The sequence below is a fragment of the Streptomyces sp. NBC_01571 genome (assembly GCF_026339875.1).
Taxonomy (GTDB): Bacteria; Actinomycetota; Actinomycetes; order Streptomycetales; family Streptomycetaceae; genus Streptomyces.
Genome location: NZ_JAPEPZ010000001.1, coordinates 2361869 through 2383774, shown reverse-complemented (window position 1 = coordinate 2383774; position 21906 = coordinate 2361869). Strand labels below are relative to the sequence as shown.

14 protein-coding genes and 1 pseudogene are annotated in these 21906 nt (G+C 71.1%); 7 read left to right on the top strand and 8 right to left on the bottom strand.

The genetic code is table 11. The annotated features are described in order from the left end of the window. Positions 1-15: 15 nt before the first annotated feature. The 7 genes from OHB41_RS10720 to OHB41_RS10690 all read right to left on the bottom strand — a co-directional run bounded on the left by OHB41_RS10720 (position 16) and on the right by OHB41_RS10690 (position 10469). Positions 16-1578 carry an APC family permease gene (locus tag OHB41_RS10720; RefSeq protein WP_266697607.1) on the bottom strand — a complete coding sequence of 521 codons (1563 nt, stop codon included), beginning with the start codon at positions 1576-1578 and terminating at the stop codon, positions 16-18. 202 nt (positions 1579-1780) lie between these two features. Beyond that, positions 1781-3241: an aldehyde dehydrogenase family protein gene (locus tag OHB41_RS10715; RefSeq protein WP_266697606.1), complete on the bottom strand. Its 1461-nt coding sequence runs from the start codon at positions 3239-3241 to the stop codon at positions 1781-1783. Further along, the gene (locus tag OHB41_RS10710; RefSeq protein WP_266697605.1) at positions 3234-4379 is read right to left on the bottom strand and encodes an aromatic ring-hydroxylating oxygenase subunit alpha; all 1146 of its coding nucleotides are present in this window, start codon (positions 4377-4379) and stop codon (positions 3234-3236) included. Before OHB41_RS10710 ends, OHB41_RS10715 begins: the two co-directional genes overlap by 8 nt. A gap of 11 nt (positions 4380-4390) precedes the next feature. Then, on the bottom strand, positions 4391-5545 hold the full coding sequence (gene solA, locus OHB41_RS10705) for an N-methyl-L-tryptophan oxidase (protein WP_266697604.1): 1155 nt from the start codon (positions 5543-5545) through the stop codon (positions 4391-4393). A 38-nt stretch (positions 5546-5583) separates the two neighbouring features. Then, positions 5584-8037: a GcvT family protein gene (locus OHB41_RS10700; protein WP_266697603.1), complete on the bottom strand. Its 2454-nt coding sequence runs from the start codon at positions 8035-8037 to the stop codon at positions 5584-5586. 187 nt (positions 8038-8224) lie between these two features. After that, positions 8225-9310, bottom strand: a complete 1086-nt coding sequence (locus OHB41_RS10695; RefSeq protein WP_266697602.1) for an S-(hydroxymethyl)mycothiol dehydrogenase — start codon at positions 9308-9310, stop codon at positions 8225-8227. A gap of 337 nt (positions 9311-9647) precedes the next feature. Continuing rightward, complete coding sequence (locus OHB41_RS10690) at positions 9648-10469, bottom strand: IclR family transcriptional regulator (protein WP_266697601.1); 822 nt, start codon at positions 10467-10469, stop codon at positions 9648-9650. 213 nt (positions 10470-10682) lie between these two features. Here OHB41_RS10690 and OHB41_RS10685 point away from each other — a divergent pair, with 213 nt between their 5' ends. Both OHB41_RS10685 and OHB41_RS10680 read left to right on the top strand, forming a co-directional pair. Continuing rightward, the gene (locus OHB41_RS10685) at positions 10683-11003 is read left to right on the top strand and encodes a bifunctional 3-phenylpropionate/cinnamic acid dioxygenase ferredoxin subunit (protein ID WP_266697600.1); all 321 of its coding nucleotides are present in this window, start codon (positions 10683-10685) and stop codon (positions 11001-11003) included. Then, complete coding sequence (locus OHB41_RS10680; RefSeq protein WP_266697599.1) at positions 11000-12265, top strand: NAD(P)/FAD-dependent oxidoreductase; 1266 nt, start codon at positions 11000-11002, stop codon at positions 12263-12265. Before OHB41_RS10685 ends, OHB41_RS10680 begins: the two co-directional genes overlap by 4 nt. 270 nt (positions 12266-12535) lie before the next feature. On the opposite strand, the gene OHB41_RS10675 is transcribed toward OHB41_RS10680, so the two are convergent. Continuing rightward, on the bottom strand, positions 12536-13021 hold the full coding sequence (locus tag OHB41_RS10675) for a hypothetical protein (RefSeq protein WP_526025040.1): 486 nt from the start codon (positions 13019-13021) through the stop codon (positions 12536-12538). 823 nt (positions 13022-13844) lie between these two features. On the opposite strand from OHB41_RS10675, the gene OHB41_RS10670 reads away from it, so the two are divergent. From OHB41_RS10670 to OHB41_RS10650, 5 genes and pseudogenes are all read left to right on the top strand, one after another. Next, positions 13845-16757: a nitrate- and nitrite sensing domain-containing protein gene (locus tag OHB41_RS10670; RefSeq protein WP_266697598.1), complete on the top strand. Its 2913-nt coding sequence runs from the start codon at positions 13845-13847 to the stop codon at positions 16755-16757. Next, positions 16754-17194 (top strand): roadblock/LC7 domain-containing protein, encoded by a 441-nt coding sequence (locus OHB41_RS10665; RefSeq protein ID WP_266697597.1) that lies wholly within the window; start codon positions 16754-16756, stop codon positions 17192-17194. Before OHB41_RS10670 ends, OHB41_RS10665 begins: the two co-directional genes overlap by 4 nt. A gap of 9 nt (positions 17195-17203) precedes the next feature. Beyond that, positions 17204-17599, top strand: coding sequence for a DUF742 domain-containing protein (locus OHB41_RS10660; RefSeq protein WP_266697596.1), 396 nt, complete (start codon positions 17204-17206; stop codon positions 17597-17599). 24 nt (positions 17600-17623) lie between these two features. After that, positions 17624-21260, top strand: a pseudogene (locus tag OHB41_RS10655) (hydantoinase B/oxoprolinase family protein). Continuing rightward, positions 21241-21846 carry a GTP-binding protein gene (locus OHB41_RS10650; protein WP_266697595.1) on the top strand — a complete coding sequence of 202 codons (606 nt, stop codon included), beginning with the start codon at positions 21241-21243 and terminating at the stop codon, positions 21844-21846. Before OHB41_RS10655 ends, OHB41_RS10650 begins: the two are co-directional and overlap by 20 nt. Positions 21847-21906 lie beyond the last annotated feature (60 nt).

The window sequence follows — 21906 nt, the reverse complement described above, 5'->3', positions numbered from 1 at the left end:
GTTGTCCGCCGGACCTCACTCGGCGGCGGGGGCGATCAGGGGGGTGGCGGCTGAGGTGTCGGACCGGAGCTGGTGCTCGGCGAGCACCCCGGTGCGGTGCCGCTGCACGAACCAGTAGTAGGCGAAGCCGCCGCCGGCGACGACGGCCACGAACAGGACGGCGCCCCAGCGCAGGTACCAGTGGTACGGGGCGCTCGCGTTGTAGACCGCGGAACGCGGCCAGATGAGGTTGACCGTCATCGCCGCGCCCCAGACGACGGCGACGATGTTGACGAGCAGCCCCCAGCGCCCCAGCGAGAACTTGCCGTCGCCCGCCGGCTGCCACTTGCCGCGCAGCCGGGCGACCAGCATGGGCCCGGTGACCATGAGGTACGCCAGGTAGATCATGATGATGCCGATGCTGGTGACCACGGTGAAGATCTGCGGCTGACGGATGTTGACCACCAGGATCGCCAGCGCGAGGAGCCCGATGATCACGGTCGGGAGCACAGGCGTCCGGAACCGCGGGTTGACCTTTGCCAGCTTGGAGGAGGCGGGCAGGTTGGTGTCGCGGGCCATCGCGAAGGCCAGCCGGACCGCCGCCGTGTGCACGGCCAGCGCGCACACCGTGACCGCGATCAGCACACACCACAGCATCGCCTTGCCGGCCGTCGGGCCGAGCACGTCGAGGACGATGTACTGCAGCCCGTCCGTCGAGAGCTTCTCGCCCTTCAGGCTGGAGACGCTCATCAGCGCGAGGAGCAGCACGAGCCCGCCGAGGACGAAGGAGGCGACGATGGCGCGGATGATGGCGCGCGGCGCGTTCCGCGAGGGGTCGAGGCACTCCTCACCGAGCGACGAGGCCGTGTCGAAGCCGTACATCACGTAGGCGGACGCCAGCGAGGCCACCAGGAACGCGCCGAGATAGCCGAACGACTGCCCGTCGCCGGTGCCCTGGGTGTCCATCACCACCTGGGGGCCGCGTGTGATGTGCACCGCGAACAGGATGATCAGCACGACGGTGGCGATCAGCTCGATGAAGACACCCGCGGTGTTGATGGTCGCCATCAGCTTCACGCCGAACGCGTTGACCAGGGTGGTGAACAGGATCAGTACGGCCGCCAGCAGTACGGCGTTGGTGGCGACGTCGTACTTTCCCGTGCCGTCGCCCACGAACTGGAAGGTGGAGGAGATCTGCGGAAGCGTCAGCTGATAGGCGAGTGCGACGGCCGCGATCGACACGATCGACGCGAGCAGCATCATCCAGCCTGCGAGCCAGCCTATGTGCGGATTGCCCACCTTCTTCGACCAGTTGTAGACGGAACCGGCCACCGGGTAGCGGGCGGCGAGTTCGGCGAAGCAGAGCGCGACCATGAACTGGCCGATGAACACCATCGGCCAGGACCACCAGTAGGCGGGACCGCCGCTGCCGTAGCCGAAGTAGAAGAGCTGGAAGGTACCGGTGAGGATGGAGATGTAGCTGATGCCCGCGGCGAAGGTGTGGAAGTTGCCGAGGGTGCGCTTCAGCTCCGGCTTGTAGCCGAACTCGGAGAGTTCGGCGTCGTCGTTCTGGTCGGTGGTCGGTGGAAGGGTGGTCATGAGCGGCCTCCTGGATCGGGGAGAGGGACGCGGCTCGTGCGGGTGGAGTCGGGGGGTGGCGGCGGGTGCGTGGACAGGGGAGTCGGGTGACAGGGAGACAGAGGGGGACAGGGGGACTCGGGAGGTTGCGGCGGCAGGGTGATGGATCCAGGTGTTGGATCCGGGTGGTGGATCGGGCGACCGTCAGGGGATCACCGGTGGATCACGCGAACCAGCCCTGCGGAGACGGATCGGTGTTGCGCCAGATGTGCTTCGCCTCGCGGTACTCGGCGAGGCCGGCCGGTCCGAGCTCCCGGCCGAAACCGGACTGCTTGAAGCCACCCCATTCGGCCTGCGGGACATACGGGTGGTAGTCGTTGATCCAGACCGTCCCGAGCCGCAGCCGCGCCGCCACCCGCTGTGCCTTGGCCTCGTCCGTGGTGAACACGGCGCCGGCCAGGCCGTAGATCGTGTCGTTGGCGAGCCGCACGGCGTCCGCCTCGTCGCGGAAGCGTTCCACGGTCAGCACCGGACCGAAGGACTCGTCCTGGACCACGGACATGTCACCCGTGCATTCGTCCAGCACGGTGGGCAGATAGTAGAACCCCTCGTCGAGCCCCTCGGGTCGCCTTCCGCCGCAGCGCAGCGCCGCGCCCTCCGCGACGCCCCGCTCGACGTACGCCTCGACCTTGGCGCGGTGCGCCGCCGAGACCAGCGGCCCGGTCTGCGCCTGCTCGTCGAACGGTCCGCCGAGCCGGATCAGCTCGGCCCTGCGGACGAGCTCGTCGACGAACCGGTCGTGCAGCGTGTCCTCGACCAGCAGCCGGGCCCCCGCCGAGCAGACCTGCCCGGAGTGCAGGAAGACCGCGGTCAGCGCCATGTCGACCGCGGTCTCGAAGTCCGCGTCGGCGAAGACGATGTTGGGGTTCTTGCCGCCGAGCTCCAGGGCGACCTTCTTCACCGTCCTGGCCGCCGCGGCCATCAGCCGCCGCCCGGTGTGCAGGCCGCCGGTGAAGGAGACGAGGTCCACGTCCGGGTGGTCGGCGAGCGGCGCGCCCGCCTCGGGTCCCGCGCCCAGCACGAGGTTGGCCGCTCCGGCCGGCAGCCCGGTCTCTTCGAGGAGCCGCATCAGATGGATAGCCGTGTGCGGGGTGAGCTCGCTCGGCTTGAGCACGAAGGTGTTGCCCGCCGCGAGCGCCGGAGCGACCTTCCAGGCCGTCTGCAGCAGCGGATAGTTCCAGGGCGTGATCAGCGCGCAGACCCCGACGGGCTCGTACACGACCCGGCTGTCGACGCTGGCCGTGCCCGTGTCCACGACCCGGCCCGTCTCGGCGGAGGCGGCCCGGCCGAAGTAGCGGAAGCAGTTCGCGATGTCGTCGATGTCGTACTCGCTCTCGACGAGCCGTTTGCCGGTGTCGAGCGACTCGGCGCGGGCGAGCGCGTCCTTGTCCCGTACGAGGAGGTCGGCGACGCGCAGCAGCAGGTCGCCGCGGTCCGTCGCCGGGGTCGAGGGCCACGGCCCCTCGTCGAAGGCACGGCGCGCCGCGGCGATCGCCTCCACCGTGTCCTTGCCGCCCGCCTCGTCGACGACCCCGACCAGGGAGCCGTCGGCGGGGCAGCGGATCTCCCGGGTGCGCTCGTCGAGAGCGCCCCGCCACGTACCGTCGATGAACAGGTCAGGCACTGGCGCCTCCCAATTGCCGGATCAGCCACTCGTGGAAGATCCCTATGTGATGCTCGGTGGGCACCAGGACACCACCGTTCCGGTAGGCCCGCGACGCCATGGCCGGCTGGGTACGTTCGCAGGCCTCGAAATCCTGTTCGTTGACCCGGTGGAAGAGCTCGACCGACCTGGACACGTCGGCGCCGGACTCCACGACCTCCGGCGCGTAGAGCCAGTCGCACTCGACGACCGTGCGGTCCTCGGCGAGCGGGAACATGCGGTGCAGGATGACATGGTCCGGGACCAGATTGACGAAGACCGTCGGTTTCACCGTGATCGCGTAGTAGCGGCGGTCCTGGTCGTCCGCTATGTCCGGCAGCCGGCCGAAGCCCTCGCTGCCGTCGACCGTGAACCCCCGGACGTCCTCGCCGAACTCGGCGCCGTGCCCCACGTAGTACTGGGCGGCGTACCCCTCGGCGAACTCCGGGAGCACGTCGGTGAGCTCGGGGTGGATCGTGGCGCAGTGGTAGCACTCCATGAAGTTCTCGACGATCAGCTTCCAGTTCGCCTTCACGTCGTACCGGACGCGCCTGCCGAGCGCCAGCTGCTCGGTGCCGTAGTGCTCGATCGCGGCCGCGTCGCCCAGTCGCTCCACGGCCGCGCCCAGCACCGTCTCCTCGAAGGAGGGCGGCTCGTCGGCCAGGCACACCCAGGCGTAGCCGAGCCACTCCCGCAGCGCCACCCCGATCAGGCCGTACGCGACGCGGTCGATGTCCGGCATCTTCACCAGGTTCGGCGCGGCGACCAGCTTCCCGTCGAGGCCGTAGGTCCAGGCGTGGTACGGGCACTGGAGATTGCGGCGGACCTCGCCCGACTCCTGCGTGCACAGCCGGGCCCCGCGATGCCGGCAGACGTTCAGGAAGGCACGCAGTTCACCCGTGCGTGAGCGGGTGATCAGGACGCTCTCCCGGCCGACCTGCACGGTACGGAAGGCACCGGGCCGCGCGAGGTCCGCGGAGCGGACGGCACAGAACCACATCGACTCGAACAGGGACTCCTGTTCCTGTCGGAAGATCTCCCGGTCGGTGTAGTAGTGGCCGGGCAGGGTGGCGATCAGGCTGGGGGGGAGAGGGGACCGGGAGACGGGGATCGTCGTCACGTGCGTACTCCTCAGGCGGGCGCGGCGGCGAGGCGGTGGGGATCGAACAACCCGATCGGGTGATCGGTGGTGCCGGTCAGCGCGAGGTCGGCGAGGATCTCGCCGACGACAGGCACGAACTTGAAGCCGTGCCCGGAGAACCCGCAGGCCACGGTCACGGTCTCCGGGTGCGCGGGATGGCGGGCGATGACGAAGTGCTCGTCGGGGGTGTTGGAGTACATGCAGGTGGCGGCCTTGAGGAAGGCGCCGGGCAGGTCGGGGATGCAGCGGGACATGTGATCCGCCATGGCGTGGATCTCGTCCTCGTGGACCGTCCGGTCGATGGTCTCCGGGGTGGTCACGACGCCCTTGAGGAAGAAGGCGACCTTGGCGCCCAGCTCCGGCCCGTCGATGGACGGGAAGCCGTACACCTGGACCCCGGTGGCGTCCTCCCAGATGTAGATGGGATGGTCCTCGGGCAGGAACGGCCGGACCCCGCCCTTCGGCTGGAACCAGTACATGACCTGCCGCTCGATGGTGAACGGCACCCCGAGGTCGGTCAGCAGCCGCGGCGCCCAGGCACCCGGGCAGATCACCAGCCGGCCCGCGGTGTAGGTGTTCTCGGCGGTGTGGACGCGCACCCCGTCCCGGTAGGGCTCCCAGCGCGTCATCGGTTCCTCGAAGTGCAGGTCGGCGCCCTGCCGGGTGGCGAGCTGGAGGTGCGCGGCGACGGTGTTCTCGGGGCGGACGAGCCCGGCCCGCGCCTCGTACAGCGCGACCTCGTCGTCGTCCGGGTTCAGGGTCGGGAAGCGGCGGCGGATCTCCGGGGCGTCCAGCATCTCGTGGGGCAGGCCCCACCGCTGGGCGGAGAGCAGCGAGCCGGAGACCGTCCGCGAGTCGGGACGGCCGATCATCACACCGCCGCAGAGCGTGGCGATCTCCCGGCCCGTCGCCCGCTCCAACTCCTCGTACAGCTCGTAGGAGCGCAGCAGCAGGGGTACGTACGCCGGGTCCTCGAAGTAGGACTGCCGGGTGATGCGCGAACCACCGTGGCTGGAGCCGCGGTTGTGGACCGGGCCGAACTTCTCCAGGCCGAGCACGCGGGCGCCGCGTGCCGACAGATGGTGGGCGGCGGCGCTGCCCATGCCGCCGAGACCGATCACGATCACGTCGTAGGTGGGGGACACAGGGACCTCCTGGGCGTGTTGGGGCGTGTGCGGGCTTCTCAGCGGCGGATGCGGGTCATCTTCGGGTCGAAGAGCGGCTCGTCGGCGACGGTGGCCGGCATCTTCGCGCCGAAGTACTCGATGTGCACGCCTGTGCCGGACGGGAGCGCCGGCAGCCAGGCGTAGGCGACACAGCGGCCCAGGGTGTAGCCGTAGGAGGCGCTGGTCACGTACCCCGCCGGGGCGCCGTCGACGTGGACGGGCTCCTTGCCGAGCACGACGGACGCCGGGTCGTCCAGGAGCAGCGCGGTCAGCCGGCGGGCGGGCTCCGCCGTCGCGAGGCCCTGCAGCGCCTCCTGGCCGACGAAACCGTCCTTGTCCATACGGACCGCGAAGCCGACGCCCGCCTCGAACGGGTTGCGCTCGTCCGTCATGTCGGTGCCCCAGGCCCGGTACCCCTTCTCCAGCCGCAGACTGTTGAAGGCCGACCGGCCGGCCGCGACCACGCCGTGCGGCTGCCCCGCCTCCCACAGGGTGTCCCAGAGCCTGAGCCCCAGATCCGCGGTGGTGTACAGCTCCCAGCCCAGCTCCCCCACGTACGACAGCCGCATCGCCGTCACCGGGACGTGCCCCAGGTACGTCTCCTTCGCGCGGAAGTAGCCGAAGCCCTCGTGCGAGAAGTCGTCGCGCGTCAGTGGCTGGACGAGGTCCCTGGCGAGCGGGCCCCAGACGCCTATGCAGCAGGTGCCGGAGGTGATGTCCCGGATGTGCACGTCGCCGGGGGCGTGCCGGGTCAGCCAGTCCAGGTCGGCGGGGGAGTTGGCGCCCACCTGGAACCGGTCGGGGGCGAGGCGCGCGACGGTGAGGTCGGAACGTATGCCGCCCGTCTCGTCGAGCAGCAGGGTGTAGGTGACCGAGCCGGGCTTCTTGCGGAGGTTGTTGCTGGTCATGCGCTGGAGGAAGTCGAGGGCACCGGCACCGGTGACTTCGAGGCGGCGCAGCGGGGTCATGTCGTACAGCGCGACCCTCTCGCGGGTCGCCTTCGCCTCGGCCGCCGCGATCGGCGACCAGTAGCGCGACGACCAGGCGTCGCGTGCGGGGAGTTCGAGGCCGTCCAGCAGGGGGGCGTTCGTCTCGTACCAGTGCGGGCGCTCCCAGCCGCCGCCCTCCAGGAAGTACGCGCCGAGCTCCCGCTGCCTCGTGTGGAAGGGGCTGACGCGCAGTGGCCGGGGCTCCTCCATCGGCTGGAGCGGATGCAGCACGTCGTACACCTCGACGAACTGCCGCGCACCGCGCTCACGGACGTATGACGGTGAGCGCTGCGCGTCCTCGAAGCGTGTGAGGTCGCATTCGTGCAGGTCGAGCGAGGCACGACCGTCGACCATCCATTCGGCGACGGCCTTCGCCACCCCCGCGGAGTGGGTGACCCAGACGGCCTCGGCCAGCCAGAAGCCGCGCAGGGCGCGCGACTCGCCGAGCACCGGCATGCCGTCCGGGGTGAAGGAGAAGACGCCGTTGAAGCCCTCCTCGATCTCCGTCCCGCGCAGGGCGGGCAGCAGCCGGCGGCAGTCCTCCCAGCTCGGCGCCCAGTCCTCCTCGGTGAAGGGGTACGAGGACGGCATCGCCATGTCGTTCGCGCGCGCCTCGTCGTAGGGGAGGACGCCGAACGGGTCGACGGGCAGCGGCTTGTGGGCGTAGCTGCCGATGCCGATGCGGTCGGTGTGCTCGCGGAAGTAGAGGTCGCGGTCCTGGAAGCGGAGGATGGGCTTCGAGGCCTCGGCGGTGGCGTCGGCCAGCTCGGGGAGCCGCTTGGTCTTCGCGTACTGGTGTGCGAGCGGTTGCAGGGGTACGTCGACACCGGCCATCCGCCCGATGACCGGCCCCCAGAATCCGGCCGCCGAGACGACGTGGTCGGCGGGGAAGGTGCCACGGTCGGTGACGACGGCGGTGACCCTGCCCTCCTCCCGCTCGATGCCGACGACCGTGTGGCGGTCCAGGAGGCGGGCGCCCCGCGTGGTGGCGCGCTCCATCTGGGCGCGGGCCGCGAGCAACGCGCGGGCCAGGCCGTCGTCGGGGGTGTGGAAACCCCCGAGCACCACCGACTGGTCGATGAGCGGCCACAGTTCCCCGCAGCGCGCCGCGCTGACGATCTCGCCACGGACGCCCCAGGCGGCGGCGTAACCGGCCTTGCGGTGCAGGTCGGCGAGGCGCTCCGGCGTGGTGGCGAGCTCCAGACCGCCGACCGGGTCGAAACAGGCGACGCCGTCGACCTGGAGGGAGGTGAACTTCTCCACGGTGTAGCGGGCGAACGCCGTCAGGGTCCTGGACGGGCTGGTCTGGAACACCAGGCCCGGCGCGTGCGAGGTGGAGCCGCCCGGGGCGGGTAGCGGCCCCTGGTCGAGAACGGTGACGTCCGTCCAGCCGCGGGCGGTCAGCTCGTCGGCCAGGGAGCAGCCGACGATGCCGGCGCCGATGACGACCACACGGGGACGGGTTGCGGGCGTGCTGGACATGCCCCTCCTTGCCGGGGTGGGGAGCGGAACGCGCTGGGGGTACGGGCGGGGAGCGCCCCGGTGGAGCGGACGCCGACCGGAGCGGGCGTGGATGTGGGAACGGGGGTGGATGTGGGAACGGGCGTGGGTGCGGGACCGGGTGGGACCTAGGAAGCGAGGGCGTCGGACCGCTCGGCGGCCGCGGCGGTCACAGGACCACCACCGAGCGCAGCACCTCACCCCGCCGCATCTTCGCGAACGCCTCCTCCACCTGGTCGAGCGCGATGGTCTCGGAGACGAACGCGTTGAGGTCCAGCAGTCCGTACAGGTACTGGTCGATGAGGTACGGGAAGTCCCGGCTCGGCAGGCAGTCCCCGTACCAGGACGACTTCAGCGCCCCGCCGCGCGAGAACAGGTCGATCAGCGGAAGGTCGATCTTCATCTCGGGGTCGGGGACGCCGACCTGGACGAGCACACCCGCGTGGTCGCGCATGTAGAAGGCCTGTTTGTACGTCTCCGGGCGGCCCACCGCGTCGATGGCGATGTCGACTCCGAAGCCGCCGGTGAGGGCCCGCACGGCCTCGACCGGGTCAGTGCCGCGCGAGTTCACCGTGTGGGTCGCGCCGAACTTCTCCGCCTGGTCGAGCTTCTTGTCGTCGATGTCGACGGCGATGACCTTCATGGCGCCGTTGAGACAGGCGCCCGCGATCGCCGCGTTGCCGACACCGCCGCATCCGATGACGGCGACGGTGTCACCACGGCCCACGTTGCCGGTGTTGACCGCGGCGCCGTATCCGGCCATCACACCGCAGCCGATCAGGCCCGCGGCCTCCGGGCGGGCGGCCGGGTCGATCTTCACCGCCTGTCCGGCCGCCACGAGGGTCTTCTCGGCGAAGGCGCCGATGCCGAGGGCGTTGCTGAGCGCGGTGCCGTCGAGGAGCGTCACGGGCTGGGTGGCGTTGCGTGAGTCGAAGCAGTACCAGGGGCGGCCACGGCGACAGGAGCGACAGGTTCCGCACGGTGCCCGCCAGGCGAGGACGACGTAGTCGCCGGGGACCAGGTCGGTGACGCCCTCGCCGACCGCCTCGATCGTGCCGGCCGCCTCATGGCCGAGGAGGAAGGGGAAGTCGTCGGTGATCGCGCCCTCCCGGTAGTGCAGATCCGTGTGGCACACCCCGCAGGCCTGGACGTCGACGAGCACCTCGCCGGGGCCCGGGTCGGGGACGACGACGGTCCGCACCTCCACCGGTGCACCCTTCTTGACAGCGACTACGGCACGGACCTCGTGTGGCACGACAAGCTCCTCTGCTGTTGCGCATTGCACTATGGGTTGCGCGATGAGGAACATCTTGAGAACGCCGTCAGCGAGCCGTCAAGAGGTGGGAGTTAACCCTTGGCAAAAGGAACGGGGTGCCCGAAACCTGACGGACACACAGGGCGGCGGGGCCCGGTACCGGCCCGGGCCCCGTGTGGTGGTGAGGCGGCGGATCCGCTCGATTCCGCCGCGGCGCCCGCCCCTTGGGGGTCGCGCGCGGGCCTCGACGGGGCGAGGGGATGCGCCGGAACCGGTGCATGTCCCGTCGCCGGTGTCCCCGTCCGCGCGGCGGTCCCGCCGGCGACCTGGGCGACTCTCAGAAGCCGTACCCCATACGCCGCGACAACTCGGCCCCCGCAGCCACCGTCCGCTTGGACAGCTCCGGCAGGCGGTCGGCGTTCAGCCGGTAGACCGGCCCCGACACGCTGATCGCGGCGATCACCTTGCCGTCGTGCGCGCGGACCGGCGCGGCCACGGCGGCGAGTCCCAACTCCAGTTCCTCGATGGTGACGCCGTAGCCCTGCTCGATCACGGCCTCCAACTCGGCGCGCAGGCTGGAGGGGCCCGTGATCGTCCGCTCCGTGAAGCGCGGCAGCGGCCTCGCGAGCAGGCCTTCGCGCAGCGTGGGCGGCATGTGCGCGAGCAGCACCTTGCCGCTGGAGGTGGCGTGCAGCGGGGTGCGTCTGCCCAGCCAGTTCTGCGCGGTGACCGACGCGGTGCCACGGGCCTGCATGATGTTGACCGCCGCGTCGTCGTCGAGGACCGCGATGTTGACCGTCTCGCCCAGCTCGTCGGCGAGTTCGCGGCAGACCGGGACGCCTTCCTGGGAGATGTCCAGACGCACCGCCGCCGCTCCCGCCAGGCGCAGTACGGCGGCCCCCAGGTAGTACTTCCCGCGGTCCTTGGCCTGGGCCACCAGACCGCGGTTCTCCAGGACGCCGAGGAGGCGGAAGGCGGTGGACTTGTGCACGTCCAGCTCTTCGGCGATCTCGGTGACACCGGCCTCGCCGAGCCGGGCGAGGATCTCCAGCACGCTCACGGCGCGGTCCACCGACTGGACGGCACTGCCCGCGCCCCTGCCGTTCCGCTTCTCGGGAAAACCCTCGGAGTGCTCAGCCTGCTTCTGCGTGCGGGTCATAGCTCAACTCTCACCACCTGGCAGCCCTGTTTGGGCCGCATCTGCGGGAAGCCCTTGACGTGACGGGACCCCCGCACGGATTCTGTTGCGCATAGCGCTCCCTCGTGCGCCATGCGAAACATCATGTTACCGAAGCGTCCGGAACCGGAAAGGTGTCCGGACCATCTGGACCAGGAGGTCCGGACGCAGAGTCCCGGACCGAGAGGGGGGCCCATGATTCCCGTCTGCCGCTTTGCCGACCTCCCCGCGGGCGCATCCGTCCGTGTCGACACCACGCCACCCATCGCCGTGTTCAACGCCGACGGCGAGCTCTACGCCGTCGACGACACCTGCACCCACCAGGACGCCTCCCTCTCGGAGGGCTGGCTGGAGGGCTGTCTGGTCGAGTGCCCCCTGCACGCCGCCTCCTTCGATCTCCGTACGGGGCAGCCGACATGTCTTCCGGCACGGCGCCCCGTCCGCACCCACCGCGTCACCGTCGACGACGGAATCATCCATGTCCACCTGGTCGCGGAGGAGGGCACCGCCGCATGAGGACCGTGACCGTCGTCGGTGCCTCGCTCTCCGGTCTGTACGCCGCCCGGGAACTACGGGCCCAGGGCTTCGACGGCCGCCTGGTGATCGTCGGCGACGAGGCCCATGCCCCGTACGACCGTCCGCCCCTGTCCAAGGACTTCCTCACCGGCCGCGCCGACGAGGCCCGACTCGCCCTGACCGACGCCGAGGAGAGAGCCGGACTCGACGCCGAGTGGCTGCTCGGCGTCCGTGCCCGCGGCCTCGACGCCCGCGGCCGCACCGTCCTCCTCGGTGACGGCCGTACCGTCTCCACGGACGGCGTGGTCATCGCCACCGGCGCCTCGGCCCGCCGTCTTCCGGGTGACGGCCTCACCGGTGTGCACACCCTGCGCACCCTCGACGACGCCCGCGCCCTGCGCGAGGAACTCATCCAGGGTCCGCGCCGCGTCGTCGTCGTCGGAGGCGGCTTCATCGGCGCCGAGACCGCTTCCTCCTGCGCCGGACTCGGTCACGAGGTCACCGTCGTCGAGGCCGCCCCGCTGCCTCTCGTCGCCCCACTCGGCCCCGAAATGGCCACGCTGTGCGCCGCGTTGCACCGGCGCGGCGGCGTCGAGCTGGTGACCGGCACCGGGGTCGCCGCGCTGCGGGGGAGGAACGGAGCCGGCGTGAGCCGGGACCGGGACACGACCGGTCCGGGGCGCGCCCAGGACGGCCCGGCCGGTCGCACCGTCACCGGAGTGGAACTCTCCGACGGCCGGGTCCTGCCCGCCGACGTCGTGATCGTCGGTATCGGCGCCACCCCCAACACCGGCTGGCTGGCCGGCTCGACACTCGCACTGCACGACGGCGTGCTGTGCGACGATGGATGCGTCACCGGGCTGCCCCAAGTGGTCGCCGTCGGAGACGTCGCCCGCGTCGGAGGCACCCGGGCCGAGCACTGGACCTCCGCCACGGAACAACCCCGCGTCGCGGTGGGCAACCTGCTCGCCGGACGCACCGTCGGGACCGTACGCTCCCTGCCCTACTTCTGGTCCGATCAGTACGGTGCGCGCATCCAGTTCGCGGGGCGCCGCCAGCAGGCGGACACCGTCCGGATCGCCGAGGGCACCGTCGAGGACGGCGCACCGGGCGAGGGCGGCCTCCTCGCCCTGTACGAGCGCGACGGCCGCACCACCGCCGTGCTCTCCGTCGACCGCCCGCGCCCCTTCATGAGGGCGCGGCGTCAACTGGCTTACGACAAGGGCCCGGTGGAGCAGGTCGAAGCCGCCGCGAACCTCTGACGGCGTCTCGACGACGATCTGACGGCGGCCCGGCGGCCCGGCGGCCCGGCGGCCCGGCGGCCGGGCGAGCGCGAGGCGCGGGCCGGTCCGACCGACCGACCGGCCCAGGGCCGGTGTCCGGGACGCGACCCCGGGAGCGCGAGCCCCCGGAGTCCCGCGTCGCGAGAGCCGGCGTCGGGCACGGACATCAGAGCTGTCGACCATGCCGACCTCGGGGCGTAAACCCCAGAGTTCAGAGGTGCCGACGACGCCGACCTCAGGGCCTCCGCCTCAGGGGTGCGACAACCGCCCGGCGCCGCCCCGCCGCTGTATCCGCTCCTGCGCCCGCTCCGTCGAGCGCGCCTGGCGCCGCGCCCGACGACGCTCGCGCCGCAGGGCCCTGGCGGTGCTGCTCGGCTCCGACACGACCCCGTTCCGCTGGTTCCACACCTGTCGGGTGACCCAGACGTCGAGCACGGCCCAGGTCGCCACGACCGTGCTGGCCACGCTGCTCAGGACCATGGGGAAGGCCAGCCAGGACTCCGCCATCGTGGACAGGAAGGCGGTCACGGCCTGGATCAGTGTCACGGCGATGACGAGGACCGCCCGCACCGCCGCCGTCCTCACCGGGTCGGGCAACCGCCGACGGCGCGCCGGCTCCTCGATCCACAACGGCCGGTAGTACGCCTGCTCTTCGTGTGCGGCGATGCCCCGGCCGACCGCGCCGCGCCCGCTCGCCGCCCCCTGCACCCCGGCGGCCGCTCCCGTCTCCTTCACATGCCGGTATCCGTCGGCCGCACCGCCCGGTCTGCCCGCGTGCTCGTGCTCACGCGACGCCGTGGCAGGGCCACCCCGTCGTGCGGTTCCACTCCCGACGCCGGTGTGGGTGCCTCCGTCCCGGGAGGCGGCCTGCCGCCCGATCACGGGGTCCTGCTCCTGATGCGAGGTGCCCCGCCCGCTCGACCGCTCGCGCTCGGCCGTGGCCACTCCCTGTCCGCCCGCTTCGCCGGTTCCGCCCGTCGCCGCGTGCCGCCCGTCCACTCCGTCGCGCCCGTCCAACGGGCTGTCGCGATCAGGTGCCTGTGCGGTTCCACGCTCCGCCACCGGTGCCGCAACACCGCTCCCGGACGTCCCGTGCCGCTCCGCCGTGCCCATCAACTCGTCACTCCCCACCGCCCAGCAGACCTCTCGCACGGGTGCCGTACGACACCTGCTCCCCAGTGGCTGCCCGGCTTGCGCTGCTTTACGCCGCCTGGACGCGGCATGCGACCCCTGTGGCCGATTCCGCCCCCATCTCCCGCAAAGAAAGACGAACGGAGTGCCCCGAAGATTCCCAACCAGAGAAAAAATCCGGCCAACTGACCAAGTTCACCGGTCCGATGCGATTCGCTCACGCGTGCTGGAATCGGGGAGGCAATCTCCCCCAATGAACGGACAACTGCCCATCTCCGGTTCCCGGAAGCGCGTAGGTCCGTGACCTTCGCGCCGGGCGGCCGCCCGGACAGCCCTTCGAGTTACCTGTGAGTCAGTAGTAGGCTCACGCCGTTTGTTGACGCACAGGTGTGCCCCCGGGCCGGAGGGGGCCGAGCTGGGGGAGGCCATGCGCTTTCGCGGGAAGTCCATCCGCCGGAAGATCGTGGCGCTGCTCCTCGTGCCGCTCCTCTCCCTGACGGGTATCTGGGCCTTCGCGACGGTCATCACCGGGCGCGAGGCGAACCAGTTGTTCAACGTGTCCGACGTCGTCGAGAAGATCGGCTACCCCACCGAGGACGCCGTCGGTGTCCTCCAGCAGGAGCGCCGCCAGACACTCGTCTATCTCGCCGATCCCCGCGCGTCCGACGCGCTCGCGGCGCTGCGGCACAGCCGGACCGTCACGGACCGGGCCGTGGCGAAGGTCCGCAGGAACGCCAAGAGCGACGGCATGCACGAGAAGATGGGCGCGGGCACCGCCGAGCGCCTCACCGTCATGCTGGACGCCCTCGACGGCATCGACTCGCTGCGCCGCAGCGTCGAGGAGGGCACCGTCGACCGGGCCCAGGCCCTTGACCTCTACAACCGTCTCGTCGATCCCTGCTACACCCTGGTCTCCAACCTCCACCTCGTCGACAACGTGGAGATGGACAAGCAGGGCCGCGCCCTCGTCAACATCGACATCGCCCGCGAGCTGCTCTCCCGCGAGGACGCCCTCCTCGGTTCCGCGCTGGTCGCGGGCCGCGTCACCGGCGACGAGATCCGTGACATCTCCGATCTCGTGGCCCAGCGCACGCTGCTCTACGACGTCAGCCTGCCGCTGCTGCCCGAATCGGAGAGCGAGCGCTACGAGAGCTACTGGAAGAACGCCGACACGGCACCCCTGCGCGTCGCCGAGCAAGCCGTCGTCACCTCCCCTGCCGGATCGCCCCACGGCGTCACCGCGAAGAGCTGGGACCGGGCAGCCGGGCATGTGCTCGACGAACTCGGCGACCTCGACGACACGGCGGGCGACCGCTATCACGACCGGGTCCGGCCCGTGGCCACGGGAGTCGTCGTCAAGGCGGCCATCGCGGGCGTCCTCGGGCTCGTCGCCCTGCTGGTCTCGGTCATCATGTCCGTCCGCATCGGCCGGGGCCTCATCCGCGACCTGGGCCGACTGCGCCTGGAGGCCCACGAGGTCTCGGGCGTCCGGCTGCCCAGCGTGATGCGCCGGCTCTCCGCGGGCGAACAGGTCGACGTCGAGACCGAAGCACCGCGCCTTGAGTACGACAAGAACGAGATCGGCGAGGTCGGCCAGGCCCTCAACACCCTCCAGCGCGCCGCCGTCGAGGCCGCCGTCAAACAGTCCGAACTGCGCGACGGCGTCTCCGAGGTCTTCGTCAACCTCGCCCGCCGCAGCCAGGTCCTGCTCCACAAACAGCTCACCCTCCTCGACACCATGGAGCGCAGGACCGAGGACACCGACGAACTCGCCGACCTGTTCCGCCTGGACCACCTGACCACGCGCATGCGCCGGCACGCCGAGGGGCTGGTCATCCTCTCCGGCGCCGCCCCCTCCCGACAGTGGCGCAAGCCTGTTCAGCTCATGGACATCGTCCGCGCCGCCGTCGCCGAGGTGGAGGACTACGAGCGCATCGAGGTGCGCCGGCTGCCCCGCGTCGCCGCCACCGGACCGGCGGTGGCCGACATCACCCACCTCGTGGCCGAACTCCTGGAGAACGCCACGGTGTTCTCGCCCCCGCACACGGCCGTGCAGGTCATCGGCGAACGCGTCGCCAACGGCTTCACCCTGGAGATCCACGACCGCGGCCTCGGTATGGCGGCCGAAGCACTCCTCGACGCCAATCTGCGGCTCGCCGAAACCCCCGAGTTCGAGCTCTCCGACACCGACCGGCTCGGTCTTTTCGTCGTCAGCAGGCTCGCCCAGCGGCAGAACGTGCGCGTCTCCCTCCAGCCGTCCCCGTACGGCGGTACGACCGCCATCGTCTTCCTTCCGGACGCGCTGCTCACGGACGACGTCCCGGACACCAACGGCATCGGCTTCCGTCTGGACCGCACGCTGCCCTCGAAGGAGGGCAAGGCCGAGGCGGACCGCAAGACCGCGCTGTCCGAGGTCCCGGTGCGCCTGCCCGGCCTGCCCGCCTCGATCCTGGACGGGCCGGTCGAACTGGAGGCGCCGGTGGAGCTGGACGCCCTCGGCGGATTCCCAGACGCCCTCGACGAGGACGCCGGACATGATGGTCTGTTCGGGCCGCGCCGCTCCATCGCCGGTGGACCGGTCGAGCACCAGCAGCCGGCCCCCGAGGGGCAGGACGAGACGGCCCGCACCGATGAGGACCGTCCGGGCGCCCCGGTGCCGCTGCCGCGGCGCAGGTCCCCCCAACTGGTCAGCTCGCACGGTCGTCCCGTGACCCGGACGCGGCCCCGTCGTGGCGAGACGGACGAGCGGACGGCTGAGACGGACGAGCGGACCGCCGAGGCTTCGGATCCGGCCAAGGGCCCGGAGCCGGTCGAACTGCCCGGTGTCGCGGGCGTGACCGAGCGCGAGAGCGCGAAGCCGACGGCCGTCCGGCGCGCCGACCGCACGGACACCTCTGCGCGTCGCAACGGCGAACGCGCCCAGGGCGCGGGTCCCCGCTCCGGCCTGCCGGGCCCCCGGTCCGAGACTCCAGGCCCGGGCCAGGAGACCCCCGCGCTGCCGAGACGCACCCGTCGCACCTCCCGACCGGGTACGCCCGGGACCGGCCCGGGTTCCGACACCGTGCCCGAAGGGGCCGAACCGGGTACCAGCCCGCTGCCCCGTCGCGTCCGACAGGCCCATCTGGCACCGCAGTTGAAGGACGGACCCGAGCGGCGCGGGGAGCGCGAGGGGGCCGGCGCCCTCCGTGGGCCGGAGCCCGCCGACCGTGACGCCGAAGAGGTACGCAACCGGATGGCCTCGCTCCAGCGTGGCTGGCGGCGCGGCCGCGAGGAGAATGCCGTGGGCGACCAGGCCCAGGACGGCACAGCACCAGGAACCACAGAGGGGGACGGCCGATGACCGCGCCGAAGACAACAGGGCCCACCGAGACCGGCACGGCGGCGGGAGAGCTCAACTGGCTCCTCGACGATCTGGTGGACCGCGTCGCCAGTATCCGCAAGGCGATCGTGCTCTCCGGTGACGGCCTGCCCACCGGGGCGTCCAAGGACCTGACCCGGGAGGACAGCGAGCACCTGGCCGCCGTCGCCTCCGGCTTCCACAGCCTGGCCAAGGGGGTCGGACGACACTTCGAGGCGGGCGGCGTGCGGCAGACCGTCGTCGAGCTCGAGAACGCCTTCCTCTTCGTCACGGCAGCCGGCGACGGCAGCTGCCTCGCCGTGTTCTCGGACGCCGACTCCGACGTAGGGCAGGTCGCCTACGAAATGACACTCCTGGTGAAGCGGGTCGGCGCACATCTGGCCGCCGCTCCACGCACCGATCTGCCCTCCGGCGGGTAGTGGGATGGCATGAGCGGAGACGGTCAGGGAAGAAGCCACTGGTTCGACGACGACGCCGGACCGGTGGTCCGGCCCTATGCGATGACGCGCGGCCGCACCACCAGCCCGGCCCAGCACCGCCTCGACCTGATCGCCGTGGTCGTCGCCGAACCCCACGCGGACGACCCCGAAGCGGACCACAACCTGTCCCCGGAACACGTGGACATCGTGGAACTCTGCCGCGACACGCCCCAGTCGGTCGCCGAACTCGCCGCCGAGCTCGACCTCCCCATCGGGGTGGTACGGGTCCTGATCGGCGACCTCGTGCACGAGGAAATGGTCCATGTGACACGTCCCGTACCCCCTGCCGAGCTTCCGGACGAGAGTATTCTGCGCGACGTGATCAACGGCCTCCGAGCGCTCTGAGCTGGGCGGAAGCGGGGAACATAAGTGACTGGCTGGCAGTTCTGGGTCGACCGGGGTGGCACCTTCACCGACATCGTCGCGCGCCGCCCGGACGGCCGCCTGCTCACGCACAAACTGCTGTCCGACAACCCCGCCCGGTACACCGACGCGGCGGTGGCGGGCGTACGCGAACTCCTGGGCGACGACGGCCGGGATCCCCGGGTCACGCCCGTCGACGCCGTCCGCATGGGCACCACCGTAGCCACCAACGCCCTCCTGGAACGCAAGGGAGAACGCACCCTTCTCGTCATCACCCGCGGCTTCCGGGACGCCTTGCGCATCGCCTACCAGAACCGCCCCCGCATCTTCGCCCGCGCCATCGAACTGCCCGAGCTGCTGTACGAACGCGTGGTCGAGGTCGACGAGCGGATCGCCGCCGACGGCACCGTCCTGCGCGCCCCGGACCTCGACGCCCTCGCCGCGCCCCTCCAGGAGGCGTACGACGCCGGCATCCGCGCCGTCGCCGTCGTCTGCATGCACAGTCACCTCCACCCCACCCACGAACAGGCCGTCGGCGAACTCGCCGCCACGGTCGGATTCCCGCAGATCTCGCTCTCCAGCGAGGTCAGCCCCTTGATGAAGCTGGTGCCGCGGGGCGACACGGCGGTCGTGGACGCGTACCTGTCGCCGGTGCTGCGCCGTTACGTCGAGCACGTCGCCGACGAACTCCGCGGCGTACGGCTGATGTTCATGCAGTCCAACGGAGGGCTCACCGAAGCCGGCCAGTTCCGCGGCAAGGACGCCATCCTGTCCGGGCCCGCGGGTGGCATCGTCGGCATGGCCCGGATGTCGCAGCTCGCCGGCTTCGACCGCGTCATCGGCTTCGACATGGGCGGCACCTCCACGGACGTCTCGCACTTCGCGGGCGAGTACGAACGCGTCTTCACCACGCGGATCGCCGGGGTCCGGCTGCGCGCGCCCATGCTGGACATCCACACCGTCGCCGCCGGGGGCGGCTCCGTGCTTCACTTCGACGGCTCCCGCTACCGCGTCGGACCCGACTCGGCCGGCGCCGCTCCCGGCCCCGCCTCCTACCGCGGCGGCGGCCCGCTCACGGTCACCGACGCCAACGTGGCGCTCGGCCGCATCCAGTCGACGTACTTCCCCAAGGTGTTCGGCCCCGAGGGCGACCAGCCCCTCGACGACACTCTCGTCCGCGACCGGTTCGCCGCTCTCGCGCGCGAGATCCGCGAGAAGTCCGGCGACGACCGCACCCCGGAACAGGTGGCCGAGGGGTACCTGCGGATCGCCGTGGCCAACATCGCCAACGCCGTCAAGCGGATCTCGGTCCAGCAGGGCCATGACGTCACCCGGTACGCGCTCACCACCTTCGGCGGCGCGGGCGGTCAGCACGCGTGCATGGTGGCCGACTCGCTCGGCATCCGCACGGTCCTCGTACCGCCCATGGCCGGTGTCCTCTCCGCCCTCGGCATCGGGCTCGCCGACACCACGGCCATGCGCGAGCAGTCCGTGGAGGTACCCCTGGCGGCCTCCGCGATGCCCGGCGTCCTCAAGACCGCCGACGACCTGGAAGGCGCGGCGCGCGCCGAACTCCTCGCCGAGGACGTGCCCGGGGACCGCATCCGTGTCACCCGCCGCGCCCAGCTCCGCTACGACGGCACCGACACGGCGCTCACCGTCGAGCTGACGCGGCCCGACACCATGACCCGGGCCTTCGAGGAACTCCATCGCGCCACCTACTCCTTCACCCTCGATCGTCCGGTCGTCGTGGAAGCCCTGTCCGTGGAGGCCACCGGTCTCACCGAACCCCCCGATCTCTCCGCCCTCGTCACCTCTTCGTCCGCCCCCGGTACGCCGGAGACGGTCAGCCTCCACACGGGAGGCGCCTGGCGCGACGTGCCCCTGCACCGCCGCGAGGAACTGCCCCCCGGGCAGACCGTCACCGGACCCGCGATCATCACGGAGTCCAGCGCGACGACCGTCGTCGACGACGGCTGGCGGGCCGCGGCGACCGACGACGGGCATCTGGTCATGGAACGCGTGGCGGTTACGCAGAGTTCCGATCTCGGCACGGAAGCGGACCCGGTCCTCCTGGAGGTCTTCAACAACCTCTTCATGTCCATCGCCGAGCAGATGGGCGCCCGACTGGAGTCCACCGCCCAGTCGGTGAACATCAAGGAGCGCCTGGACTTCTCGTGCGCCCTCTTCGACCCCGACGGCAGCCTGGTGGCCAACGCACCGCACATCCCGGTGCACTTGGGCTCCATGGGCACCAGCGTGCAGGAGGTCGTCCGGCGGCGCGGCGACAGCATGCGGCCCGGCGACACCTACGCGGTCAACGACCCGTACCACGGCGGTACACACCTGCCGGACGTCACCGTGATCACCCCCGTGTTCGACACGGAGGGTGACCGGATCCTCTTCTACGTCGCCTCGCGCGGCCACCACGCCGAGATCGGCGGCATCGCGCCGGGTTCCATGCCCGCGAACAGTCGCACCATCGACGAGGAAGGCATCCTCTTCGACAACTGGCTGCTCGCCGAGAACGGCCGGTTCCGCGAGGCGGAGACACTGGCCCTGCTGACCGAGGCGCCCTACCCCTCGCGCGACCCGGAGACCAACCTCGCCGACCTGCGCGCCCAGATCGCCGCCAACCAGAAGGGCGTCACCGAAGTCGCCCGCATGATCGAGAACTTCGGCGTCGACGTCGTCCAGGCGTATATGCGCCACGTGCAGGACAACGCCGAGGAAGCCGTGCGACGCGTCATCGACGCCCTGGAGGACGGCGAGTTCGCCTACGAGACCGACTCGGGGGCCGTCATCCGGGTCAGCGTGCGGGTGGACCGCCGCGAGCGCTCCGCGACCATCGACTTCACGGGTACGTCCGCGCAACTCACCACCAACTTCAACGCGCCCTTCTCCGTGGTCGACGCCGCGGTCCTCTACGTCTTCCGCACCCTGGTCGACGACGACATCCCACTCAACGAAGGCTGTCTGCGGCCCCTCGACATCGTGGTGCCGCCCGGCTCGATGCTCGCCCCCGAGCCCCCGGCCGCCGTGGTCGCGGGCAACGTGGAGACGTCCCAGGCGATCACCGGAGCGCTGTACGGAGCCCTGGGCGTACAGGCCGAGGGCTCCGGCACGATGAACAACGTCTCGTTCGGCAACGAGCGCTACCAGTACTACGAGACCGTGGCCTCCGGATCGGGCGCCGGCGACGGCTTCCCCGGGGCGTCCGTCGTGCAGACCCACATGACCAACTCGCGGCTCACCGACCCCGAGGTGCTGGAATGGCGGCTGCCGGTCCGGCTCGACGAGTTCGCGGTCCGGCACGGCAGCGGAGGCCGGGGACGCTGGAACGGCGGGGACGGTGCCGTGCGCCGGATCCGTTTCCTCGAGCCGATGACCGTCTCCACGCTCTCCCAGCACCGCCGGATGGCGCCCTACGGCATGGCGGGCGGCGAGCCGGGGGCACTCGGCGCGGGCCGGGTGGAGCGCGCCGACGGCACGGTCACCGAACTTGGCGGAAGTGCTACGACGGATGTCGGCCCCGGCGACGTACTCGTCATCGAAACCCCTGGCGGCGGGGGCTACGGCCCACCACCGCCGCACGGTTCCCCATCAAGCAGGAGTAGAGATCGATGATCTTCGGGCGTTCTGAGCGCGGCAAGCCCCCGGTCGAACCCGTCACGCTCAAGATCCTGGTGGCCGGCGGCTTCGGCGTGGGCAAGACGACCCTGGTCGGCGCGGTCAGTGAGATCAAACCGCTGCGCACCGAGGAGGTGCTCACCGAGGCGGGCCGGCCCGTCGACGACACCAGCGGTGTGGAGGGCAAGAACACCACCACCGTCGCCATGGACTTCGGCCGCATCACGCTCCGCGAGGACCTGGTGCTGTACCTCTTCGGGACGCCCGGACAGGACCGCTTCTGGTTCCTGTGGGACGAACTGGCCACCGGTTCGCTCGGCGCGATCGTGCTCGCCGACACCCGCCGCCTGGAGGACTGCTTCGCCGCCGTCGACTACTTCGAGCGGCGCTCCATTCCGTTCGTGATGGGGGTCAATTGCTTCGAAGGAGTGGCACGCCACCCGGTCGAAGAGGTGCGTCAGGCCCTCGACCTCGACGCGGACGTGCCGCTCGTCCTGTGCGACGCACGGGACCGGGAGTCGGCCAAGGAGGTTCTCATCGAGGTCGTTCAGCACGCGCTGACCACCGCGGCCGACCGACGCGAACCGGTCACGATCTGACCCGGGTCCACGGGCGGCACGGCGGACGCGGCCCGTACCCCCGCCGACCGGGGTACGGGC

Excerpts from the sequence above, each read along its gene's own strand:
- OHB41_RS10720 (WP_266697607.1), bottom strand. The coding sequence starts at position 1,578 with ATGACCACCCTTCCACCGACCACCGACCAGAACGACGACGCCGAACTC.
- OHB41_RS10665 (WP_266697597.1), top strand. The coding sequence starts at position 16,754 with ATGACCGCGCCGAAGACAACAGGGCCCACCGAGACCGGCACGGCGGCG.
- OHB41_RS10680 (WP_266697599.1), top strand. The coding sequence starts at position 11,000 with ATGAGGACCGTGACCGTCGTCGGTGCCTCGCTCTCCGGTCTGTACGCC.
- OHB41_RS10700 (WP_266697603.1), bottom strand. The coding sequence starts at position 8,037 with ATGTCCAGCACGCCCGCAACCCGTCCCCGTGTGGTCGTCATCGGCGCC.
- OHB41_RS10690 (WP_266697601.1), bottom strand. The coding sequence starts at position 10,469 with ATGACCCGCACGCAGAAGCAGGCTGAGCACTCCGAGGGTTTTCCCGAG.
- OHB41_RS10650 (WP_266697595.1), top strand. The coding sequence starts at position 21,241 with ATGATCTTCGGGCGTTCTGAGCGCGGCAAGCCCCCGGTCGAACCCGTC.
- OHB41_RS10685 (WP_266697600.1), top strand. The coding sequence starts at position 10,683 with ATGATTCCCGTCTGCCGCTTTGCCGACCTCCCCGCGGGCGCATCCGTC.
- OHB41_RS10660 (WP_266697596.1), top strand. The coding sequence starts at position 17,204 with ATGAGCGGAGACGGTCAGGGAAGAAGCCACTGGTTCGACGACGACGCC.
- OHB41_RS10670 (WP_266697598.1), top strand. The coding sequence starts at position 13,845 with ATGCGCTTTCGCGGGAAGTCCATCCGCCGGAAGATCGTGGCGCTGCTC.